We start from the raw sequence: 10,299 nt of genomic DNA, 5'->3' as shown, positions 1-10,299 counted from the left end.
TCTGGCAAAAGGATACGGACTAAGGCTTGATAAGATTCGTTCAACACGCAAACGGGATTGGTTCGGGCTACAAAGCAAATAATTTATTTCATTCCCCCCAACTTTTCAGCTTGATCCCTTTTCAGCTTGATCCCTTTTCAGCTTGATCCCCTATGTTGTACCAATTAAAATTTGTGCATAAAAAAAGAGTTACGAAATTTCGTAACTCTTTGATTTTCAGTACCGGGGACGGGAATCGAACCCGTACGAGCGTTTCGGCTCACAGGATTTTAAGTCCTGCGTGTCTACCAGTTCCACCACCCCGGCATTGGCCCACCTTCAAACAAGTTTGTCGGTTTTTATGAGAAAAAGCACCGTTTCCGGTGCTTGCTATCTCTGAGCAGAAGACGAGGTTCGAACTCGCGACCTCAACCTTGGCAAGGTTGCGCTCTACCAGCTGAGCTACTTCTGCGTTTCTGGTGTTTCGTTGTTTGTTTAACGTGGTGCAAAGGTAGTCAGAGCGGGTATACAACGCAAGTGCTGAGAGAAAATATTTTTGAAAAAAAAAATGAATATTTTATTAACAAATTGTAAATCATGATAGTTATGACAGGAAAAAAAATCAATTTTTTTTTGAACCAAAGTAATCAATGGAGTGAAATACGTGAAATTTATGTTTTTAGTCAGAATTCCACTGTCAATTTTGCCGATTGTTTTAAATGATCCGAAGTTAAAAGCAGCCGATCCGGTTGTAAAAAAAAATTGTGGAGAAAAAATTATGGATAAAGAACCAGAAATAACCTCATCCGTACTTCACAACTTTCAAGCTTGGAAATTATACCAGCGACCGTTTGTCCTATTTCAGTCCCTAGCTTCAATTTTTGATTACCTTTGTACAGCGAAGTGATACTGGCTATCAGATTTCTCCCGCTGCGGATGGAAGACTTGTATCTTTATTCCGGACTTTATCCTGATTTAATTAAAAATAAATTTTCATGTTTTCTAGCGAAGTTCTATTTTTTGGAGGTTTCCTTCTTGTGATAAGCATTATGCTCCTTTTGGATTTGGGAGTCTTCAGCCGTAAAGACCATGTTGTAAAGTTCGGCGAGGCTGCCGGCTGGACGGTTGCCTGGATTGCATTGGCGCTGGTCTTTTATCTGGTCATTAATACGCACGGTGATTTAGTGCATGGGGTTGTTAATTATGAACAACTGGAAGGGATTAAATCCAAGTATGCGCCGCACTTAGAGCTCATCCCCGGGAACTTCGAAGAAAGCCTCGAAATTTACAGGAAAAACATGTCGCTGGAATTTATCACGGGATATCTCCTCGAATATGCGCTTTCAGTCGATAATATTTTTGTCATCATTCTAATATTTTCTTCGTTTGGTGTACGTCCCAAATACTTCAAAAAAGTACTTTTCTGGGGCGTTTTGGGTGCGATTATCATGCGATTTGTATTCATTTTCGTTGGGTCAGCACTGATTCAGCGTTTCGAATGGATCATTTATGTTTTTGGATTATTGCTGGTTTATCAAGGCGGTAAAATCTTCTTCGAAAAAGACGGAGATGAGAAAATTGATCCTGCTAAGCATCCCGTAGTGAAATTTGCAGCTAAATACCTTCCTGTTTTTCCACGTTATGTCTACGAGCATTTCTTTGTTGTGAAAAAAGGGAAATGGATGGTAACGCCGCTTTTTGTCGTGGTTTTAATCGTGGAGTTTACCGACTTGATCTTTGCTGTGGACTCGGTTCCGGCGGTATTCTCAGTAACAAAAGATCCTTACGTCGTTTTCTTTTCCAATATTTTTGCCATCATGGGACTTCGCTCGATGTTCTTTTTCCTAAGCAACATTATGGGATTATTCCGCTTCCTGAAATATGGTCTTGGTGTGCTTTTGGTATTTATTGGCGCTAAAATGCTGGCTCATAAACCACTGGAAGCCATGGGTTTTGAGACGGTTTATTCGCTTTACATTATTTTAGGGATCCTTGCCGTCAGTATTCTTGCATCGGTTATTTTTCCGGAAAAAAAAGAGGAAGTTGAGGAAATGGTATCCAATAGTTAGCGGGAAAGGATCGTTTTAAACGCTATGAATCGTATCCTAAAAGCTTATTTAAAACGTCTGACTAATCTCAGTACGCGCAACAAGTCACTTTTGTTAACGAGTTTGCCCGCTGAGCAGTTTCTGGATTTGCATGAGACGGATTTCCTCCTTGGGAAATCGTCCTTTGAATTTATTCAAAATCTAGTTCAAAGGAAGTCGCGTATACCGGTTTGTGACATACAGGACCCTCGTTTTGAAAAGGTCAATGAAGTAAGCAAACGGCTGCGAAAAATTGCCAGGACGGAACATTTTATTGAGGAGGAACGCGGGTCGAAAGATTTGTATGTAGGCTATCCTTTTGTGAGAGGCAAACTTTCTGACGGCACACCTATTCATGCGCCTTTGTTATTTTTTCCGGTAACGCTGCGCATTGACCGTGAGCAGTGGTGCCTGTTTGAAAGGGATGATATCGGTGTGACACTTAACCGGAGTCTTGCGCTGGCATACGCGCATTTTAATGAAGCTGCCGTTTCTGATGAAATTCTTGAAAAATCTTTTGAGGATTTCTCAAAAGATATGCTGGAATTTCGGACCCAGCTTTACGAGTGGCTCAAAGAAACACCGCTTAGAATAAACTTCAACCAGCAGCTTTTTGAAGATAGACTGCAACCGTTTGACATACAAAAAAATGCAGATTTACAGCTTTTAGAAAAAAACGGAGAGCTAAAATTGTATCCCGAAGCTGTTGTAGGGATTTTTCCGCAGGCCGGTTCTTATCTCGTGCCTGACTATGACAAACTTTTGGAAATGTCCGAAGAGGATTCTTTTCAAATGTTATTGCTGGAAGGGGAGAATGAGGAATTTGAGTCTGAGAGGACGGAAAGTACTTTACCTGTACATGATTTCCCCAATTTAAGGGAAGAACAAATACTGACTCCATTCGCGATCGATGAGTCCCAGGAGGCGATTATCCGGTCTGTGAAATCCGGGAAATCTGTGGTAGTCCAGGGTCCTCCGGGGAGTGGAAAATCCCAGCTGATCTGCAATTTGATGGCTGATTTTGCCTCTCAGGGCAAACGGGTGCTATTGGTTTGCCAGAAAAGGGCTGCGCTGGATGTGGTTTATCAGCGACTGAAAACGGTTGGGATGGATCCTTTTGTCGGCCTTATTCATGATTTCAAAAATGATAGGGCTGAACTGTACCGGCAGTTTGCAACGCAGATAGAACAGGTTGAATCGTACCGCCAGCAAAATTATAGTTTGGATGCTGTTTTTTTAGAAAGGCAGTTTACGCAGGAAAGCCGTCAGATTGACCAGGTGGTTGGGGAATTGGACACTTTCAGAAATGCTTTATTTGACGAAACGGAATCGGGTGTTTCCGTAAAGGAATTATATCTGACGAGTGATCCGAAAGGAGAATATGTTGAATTAAAGGATACCTATCGTCTTTTCAGGCTTGACCAATGGGATGATTTTAAACGACAATTTAAAATATTTGTCAATTACAGTTTACGTTTTAACAAAAAGCACGATTGGTATTACCGGCGGAGCTTCGCAAAATATGGCATCGGTGATCTGAGAAATATGGAGCGGATGCTTTCAGACTGGGCGGAAGCGCATTTGCATCAAAGCCGTCATTTTGAAACGATAACCGGCAGACCTTTTTCTATTGATTATATTAAGTGTCGAAGTGAAATTCAGGAAAGGTTAGCTGATATTTTAGCGCTCGTCCAGACTGATACGACTTATGCGCTTTTTAAAAAATACTTATTTTCGGGCGTAAATAGTGCGGAGCGCCTGGCGTTTATCCGGCAGACGACCGATGCCCTGGAAGGTTTTGCAGAGGATGGCATTGAAGCGACGCTGGATCGCACGGATCTTCCTGTTTTTCGTGGACAGTTGAAGAAGGCGATTGAGGCAAAGCAATCTTCTGTATCCTCTGTTTGGTGGAGTTTGTTTGGGAGTGAAAAGGCGGTTGTGGCTGAGGTCAGTAATAAAAATGGGTTAACAACTTCTCCGGAGCATCTGGAAAAGCTTGATTTGCGCATCCGGAACCGGATGGAGCTTGAAAACTGGCTGGCGAGTCCTTTACTGGATTTTGATGGCCAATATCTGGAATTCAACGCTTCTTTTGATCAGCAACATATCCAGTTCTTTCAAACTGCCGAAAAAGCTTCTGACGCGGTATCCCGTTCGGGGATTAAACCATGGCATGAGGTGATTGCGGACCTGACCGTCAAATCAGCAACGGTTCATGAATTCAATACGTATGTTGATCAGCTGGCTGCCTGGATTAAGTCGTGGAACCGGTTGGAAGAGATCATGAGTCCGTTTTTGCTGCCTGAACAAATTGAAAAGCTGGTGACAGAACCGGAATTGTATAGCAACCAACTGTTATCCTCTCTGAGGAAGGATTTCGATTCACTAGTTGATATGGATCGGATTTGGTTTGAAATGACTGCGCAGGAGCAGTCGACTTCCAAAAGGGTTCTGGACAAAAGTGAAAAGTTGAGTTATACGCTTTCTGATGAGATTGTAAAGCTATTCGAGAACAGTATTGCGCTGGAATGGGTTGAACATATTGAGAACAAACATCCGGAATTGCGTGCCGTGACCTCCCTGAAAATGCAGCAATGGGAAGCGCAGTTGCAGGATAGCATCGGGCAAAAAGAAGGTTTGAGCCGGGACATCGTCGGCATTAAGCTAAGAGAAACGGCCTATAAAAATATAGAAAAAAACAGACTTGGCAACCGGGTAACCTATCGAGAACTCAATCATCAGGTTACCAAAAAAAGAAAGATCTGGCCGATCCGGAAATTACTTGAAAATCATTCCGAGGATGTTTTCTCGCTGATCCCATGCTGGATGGCGTCGCCAGAGGCCGTTTCTGCAATATTTCCTATGGAAGCCGGACTTTTTGATTTGGTGATCTTCGATGAGGCTTCTCAATGTTATGCTGAATATGGTTTGCCAGCTGCGTTTCGGGGGAAACAGGTCGTTGTTGCCGGTGACAGCAAGCAGCTTTCGCCGAGTGACCTGTACAAGATTCGCTACGAAGAAAGGGTAGAGGAGGAGGAGATAACCATTGCCTTGGAAGTAGCGTCTTTGCTGGATCTTGCTGCGCAAAGCCTGGACCAATATCAGCTTTCGGGGCATTATCGTAGTTTATCCCTGGACCTTATTGATTTTTCTAATCAGCATTTTTATAAAAATTCACTGCGTTTGTTACCCGATTTCAACCTGATCAACAGACGGGAACCGGGAATAAGTTATATAAAAACGGATGGAGTCTGGAAACAAAATACGAATCAGCTCGAAGCTGACAAAGTTATAGAGTTGGTAAAGGAGCTTAGCAGAACAGGGAAAAGTCTGGGGGTCGTAACGTTTAATTTTTACCAGCAGCAGCTTATTCAGGAAGCGTTGGAAAGAGAGCAGGTGACAGCAGAAGGCTTGTTTGTTAAAAATATTGAGAATGTTCAGGGCGATGAAAGGGATATTATCATTTTCTCCATGGGTTATGCTCCCGATGAAAAAGGGAAACTTTCCGTACACTTTGGGAGTCTGAACGCTCAGGGGGGCGAAAATCGCTTGAATGTAGCTGTTACGCGGGCGAGAGAAAAAATCTATTTTGTGACGAGCGTTTGGCCATCACAATTGCAGACTGATCAAACGGCCAATCAGGGACCGAGATTGCTGAAGGCTTATCTGCAATATGCGCAGGAGGTGTCGGAAGGCAACTATCAGCCGCAGCCTTTAACGACGGAACGGTTCAGGTCAAACTGGTTATTGAAAGACCGTTTGGCAAAACTGAAACCGGATCTTGTCAAAGAGCTTCCTTTTTCAGATCTGACGGAAAAAGCAGAAGGGGTATATAAAGGTCTGGTTTTGACCGACGATGACTTATATCATCGAAGTAAATCGTCAAAAGAACCACACGCTTATTTACCCCTTCTTTTACGGTTGAAAAACTGGCCGGTCAGGCGCGTTTACAGCCGCGAATATTGGACCGGATCGGTGAACTTGTGACTAAAGTTCTTTGATCCGGATGTTTTTGAATGACACTTTGTTGCCATGGTCTTGCAAGGCAATTTTACCTTTTTGAGGAACACCGAAACCATCCCATGTTTTAAACTTGCTGTTGGCAACCATTTTGTCCCATTCAGGTCCCACTGTTGAGAATTCAACCAATTTCTTGCCGTTCAACCAGCTTTCACCGCGACCATTTTTAATGATCACTTTGGCCTTGTTCCATTCACCAGCAGGTTTGGTTGCTGTGAAATCGCTCGGAGGCAACATGTCATAAAGTGAAGCAGACTTGTGATTTCCATCCTTGCCAGCTTTTGCGTCCGGGTGTTTTACATCGTCAAGGATCTGAATTTCAGGGCCGGTAGAGTATGGGCAGCAATATTTTTTATCTTCAAGAACGTGATAGATAATACCACTGTTACCACCTTCGCTGATTTTCCATTCCAATTCCAATTGAAAATCTCCGTATTCTTTATCCGTAACCAGGTCTTTACCACCTTTTTCTGTAAGCACAAGGGCACCGTCTTCAATTTTCCACTGTGGCTTGACAGACGACTCCTGCCAGCTATGCCAGCCAGTAGTGGTTTTTCCATCAAACAACTTTACCCATTTTCCTTTTTGTGCTTGTGCTTCGTTTCCGATAAGGGCTAGTGAAAATAAGGCGATTAAGGCTGTTTTGCCAAATCCTTGCCATTTTGTCAAATTCATGTGCTATTTTTTTAAAAGTTTTCGATCACAATATTAAGTACTTTTGGTCTTCTAAATACTTAAAATTACATTAAAGTTTAAGTAGGTCTGAGACTCAATTGTTTATAAAAATTTGAAAACAGGTTAATTTATGGCTTCAATATTTTCAAGAATTGTAAGTGGCGAGATACCTTCCCATAAAATTGCGGAGAATGATGAGTTTTTAGCTTTCCTGGATGCCTTTCCGATCGCGAAGGGGCACACGCTCGTTATCCCCAAAAAGGAAATTGATTATCTTTTTGATCTGGATGATGATACGTATGCAAGGCTATTCCTTTTTGCAAAAAGCATAGTCCCAACCTTGGAAAAGACCGTTCCCTGCCTACGTGTTGGCGTGAGTGTTATCGGCCTTGAAGTGCCGCATGCACACGTTCATCTGCTGCCCTTAAATTCAATGGCAGACGCGGATTTTAGCAAGAAAATAAAAGTAACGCAGGACGAACTCGCTGCCTTGGCGCTTGAAATCCGTCAGAATTTATAATGTATAGGCCGGTAACCGAATCTTCAATAGGTCTGTTATCGGCTTAACAATCCTTCTTTGCGTAGCCCAAGTGTGAATCCATAGGTGTCAGGATACAACTCACCCAAATCTGCTGCTACGGAGCCTTTGAGGATGGTGCCACCAAAGAGGTTAATTTTTCCCTGCATGGTTAGGAGGCCGGAGAATTGGGTTGGGGAATTGATGAACGGGACATCATAAGTCCCGGCGTTACTAGAGTATGAGAGTTTTGTAGTCCACAATACTTTTCGCATTAACGTTCCTTGTAAGCCCAGATGGAAAACACTAACACGGTTATTGCTGGTAAAGCTATTGCCGTAATTAGGCCATTTCCATTTGGTGGTAGACGTCGGTGTAATAAAAGGTGTGCCGATCGTCCTGTCGTAATAGGACCATCCGTCACGAACCTGGGCATTGTTGAAGTAGTTATCTTTTCCTAATGGCGTGTTGATAAGATTTATATCATTTATTGAACCTGCCTGATTTTTTGTATTAAGAAATTCGAGTACCAGTGAGGTTATTTCCAGATTAGCTCCATATGAAGATTTGCGAGTGATTTTTATTCCATTTAATCCATCTTTGACGTTGTCCAGCCATGCCAGAGAGCCATCTTCGTACAAATTTTGTCTGTACAACAATATGGTTGCACCAAATGTTTCTATCTCTAATCCCAAGTCAATCGATCCGAGGTGATTACCCACCCTGCCTGTGGAATCGTGTCTTGTGGGAGTATTTGTATGAGCCTTACCCGTCACCGCATTGATGTAATTTTTAAATCCATGGGGCATTTGGCCATCCTTGGTATAAAAAGGACTTTTGCCACCCCACTGGACCTGGTGATTAAATCCTCCATATAATTTTACTCTTGAGGAGCTTTTTCCAATTCTTAGATACAAAGTTTTTTGGTGAAGCTTTAAGTTGCTGGTTATCGGACGATTTCCTTCAAATATTCCATCTGAGTAAAATCCGTTAAAGGAAATCAAGCCTTTAGTAAAAGGAATGGCCACGAATTTTGTTGTACCGATCTGAATTTTTGGAATTGGCAGGGCATTTCCTGACCAGGCGTATGAACCGGTTCCCAAAGTTGAATCGGCCAAACCAATCCATTGCTTCTTTCTACCTACAAAAAATTCCCAGTTTTTAAAACGGAGTGTGGCATGAAGTTGTGGTAATAGAAATTTGGATTGTTTGTTCAAGTTGCCAACAGCCTCTACGCCTAAACCGACTCGCCAGTTATTGTTTTCGCTGGAAGACAGGCCCCAGAAATGTTCCAGTCCTAGATGGGCACTTCCAGCCGGGCTTGTACGCGGAACTGTACCAAATTGATTCGCTTGTATCCAGAATGGAGTTAGTGAATTAGAGCTTGCAAATCCTTGAAATTCTACAAAAGAGGATAGTGAATCCTTGTAGGATTCCGACGATGTAGAATTCTGCGAGAAAACTTTGGATGGAATGATTAAAAAAAAAGTTAATATTAATGCGATACATAATGACTTCATAAGGTTAATCGTAAAAATTTTATAGAGTGTGCCATATTTTATAATCAGAATACCGGGAAATATTCTGTGAGGGTTAATTTTATCAAAGACTACCTTATTCAAATTTGATCTAGGTGATTAATCAATCAGGCCGCTTTTTTTTATTCCAAAAAGCAAGCCGGTGGAATTGGGATAAAGTGAGCCAATATCGGAATAAAAACTTGCAATAAAGCTGCTATTTCGGAAAAGTTTTACTTTTTTCTCCGTAGTAAGCTGGAAGGAAAATTGTTGTTTAACTGAACTAAATGGACTAAGATAGGTACCGAAATTGCGGGAAAACGTACCTCTGAGTAGTATGGAGGAGTTTAACCAGGAAGCTGAGAGACCGGAATGAAAAACCATGACTCTGTTGTTATTAGTAAATCCAGGATGAACTTGTGAATTGTCCCCCACAATATTTTGTCCCGGAATTAAAGGAGTTCCAATCCCCTGACCTTTATAGGACCACCCGGATTTGTAAACATAAGAATTAAAATAGTCTCCTTTTTGATAAATTGATAGCCCTGAAAGGGGTGAATGTGCTCTTTCCGCTTAAAACTTGGACTGATTATGCAGCGATTTGAAGGTTAAAATATTCTTTTGGTGTTTTCATTTTTAAAGCTGAATGGGGAGCAAAATCATTATATTCATCTACCCAGTTTTGTATTTGTGCCATCACAATCGTTGGATTGTCAAGACAATTTTCAAAGACGTAATCTCTTTTAAATGTGCCATTAAGTGCCTCACACATCCCATTTGATTGGGGCGAATATGTTGGTGTATTGCAATCTTGAATATTCCTTTTTTTGAGACTTTTTCTCAGATTTTTTTCTATGTATTCCGGTCCATTGTCATGAAGTAATTGCAGTTGTCCTTTGGGTGGTAGACTTTCACCAAATCTTTCAAAAATAGCATCCTGTACCATTAATTCGATATCACATCCCTGAATATGCAAGCCAGCTTTCCAGCTAATAATTGATCTGTCACAACAGTCGATCACAAATGCAAGTCGAAGTTTTTGTCCATTCCAGCACTTGATCGCGGTTATATCACTAGCCCATCTTGTATTGGATTTATCAACAGCAATTTTTCCAGTATGCGTCCGACTATTACCTCTTGTCCGAAACCGTTTTAATAATAAACCTTCCTCTTTCATAAAGCGGTGAACCATATATTTAGACAATACAACACCATAATCTCTTTTCAAAATAGCTCGAACACGAGGTGTTCCATAAGTGGACTTTGTGGTTGATATTGACCGAATATGATTCTTAACTGCATCTGAAAGGTGTTTTTTTGCAATTTTCTTTCTCTTAGGGTAAGGCCTAGACTGGTAATAGACGCTGGATTTGGCGATTCCCAATATTTTGATAATCCGGTTCATACTTAATCCGAATTCCCTGGATAGCGATTCAACTGCCGGTTTCGTTGTTGATCCATCTCCAACTTTTTTTTTAGAACCTTGATGTCCAAGGTCGCTTCT

At 41.7% G+C, this 10,299-nt stretch carries 6 protein-coding genes and 2 tRNA genes; 3 read left to right on the top strand and 5 right to left on the bottom strand.

Annotation, left to right across the window (positions count from 1 at the left end; translation table 11 throughout):
* Positions 1–220 precede the first annotated feature (220 nt).
* Positions 221–306, bottom strand: a tRNA-Leu gene (locus RB622_RS29555).
* A 72-nt stretch (positions 307–378) separates the two neighbouring features.
* Positions 379–451, bottom strand: a tRNA-Gly gene (locus RB622_RS29550).
* A 523-nt stretch (positions 452–974) separates the two neighbouring features.
* Here RB622_RS29550 and RB622_RS29545 point away from each other — a divergent pair.
* Both RB622_RS29545 and RB622_RS29540 read left to right on the top strand, forming a co-directional pair.
* Positions 975–2,048, top strand: a complete 1,074-nt coding sequence (locus tag RB622_RS29545; protein WP_308050440.1) for a TerC/Alx family metal homeostasis membrane protein — start codon at positions 975–977, stop codon at positions 2,046–2,048.
* A 24-nt stretch (positions 2,049–2,072) separates the two neighbouring features.
* Positions 2,073–6,053, top strand: coding sequence for an AAA domain-containing protein (locus RB622_RS29540; RefSeq protein WP_308050439.1), 3,981 nt, complete (start codon positions 2,073–2,075; stop codon positions 6,051–6,053).
* Here the strand turns inward: RB622_RS29540 and RB622_RS29535 are convergent, their stop codons facing one another.
* Positions 6,054–6,761, bottom strand: a complete 708-nt coding sequence (locus RB622_RS29535; RefSeq protein WP_308050438.1) for a DUF1080 domain-containing protein — start codon at positions 6,759–6,761, stop codon at positions 6,054–6,056.
* A 130-nt stretch (positions 6,762–6,891) separates the two neighbouring features.
* On the opposite strand from RB622_RS29535, the gene RB622_RS29530 reads away from it, so the two are divergent.
* The gene (locus RB622_RS29530; RefSeq protein WP_308050437.1) at positions 6,892–7,281 is read left to right on the top strand and encodes an HIT family protein; all 390 of its coding nucleotides are present in this window, start codon (positions 6,892–6,894) and stop codon (positions 7,279–7,281) included.
* 35 nt (positions 7,282–7,316) lie between these two features.
* Here the strand turns inward: RB622_RS29530 and RB622_RS29525 are convergent, their stop codons facing one another.
* On the bottom strand, positions 7,317–8,798 hold the full coding sequence (locus tag RB622_RS29525; protein WP_308050436.1) for a capsule assembly Wzi family protein: 1,482 nt from the start codon (positions 8,796–8,798) through the stop codon (positions 7,317–7,319).
* Positions 8,799–9,384: 586 nt separating this feature from the next.
* The coding region (locus RB622_RS29520) for an IS3 family transposase (RefSeq protein WP_308050435.1) at positions 9,385–10,299 on the bottom strand (915 nt) is incomplete at its 5' end.

It is taken from the genome of Dyadobacter sp. LHD-138 (genome assembly GCF_030929615.1).
Lineage (GTDB): Bacteria > Bacteroidota > Bacteroidia > Cytophagales > Spirosomataceae > Dyadobacter.
Note: the sequence above shows the minus strand (reverse complement) of the source record. Positions and strands in the feature narration are given on the sequence as shown.

Excerpts from the sequence above, each read along its gene's own strand:
- RB622_RS29540 (WP_308050439.1), top strand. The coding sequence starts at position 2,073 with ATGAATCGTATCCTAAAAGCTTATTTAAAACGTCTGACTAATCTCAGT.
- RB622_RS29545 (WP_308050440.1), top strand. The coding sequence starts at position 975 with ATGTTTTCTAGCGAAGTTCTATTTTTTGGAGGTTTCCTTCTTGTGATA.
- RB622_RS29535 (WP_308050438.1), bottom strand. The coding sequence starts at position 6,761 with ATGAATTTGACAAAATGGCAAGGATTTGGCAAAACAGCCTTAATCGCC.
- RB622_RS29525 (WP_308050436.1), bottom strand. The coding sequence starts at position 8,798 with ATGAAGTCATTATGTATCGCATTAATATTAACTTTTTTTTTAATCATT.
- RB622_RS29530 (WP_308050437.1), top strand. The coding sequence starts at position 6,892 with ATGGCTTCAATATTTTCAAGAATTGTAAGTGGCGAGATACCTTCCCAT.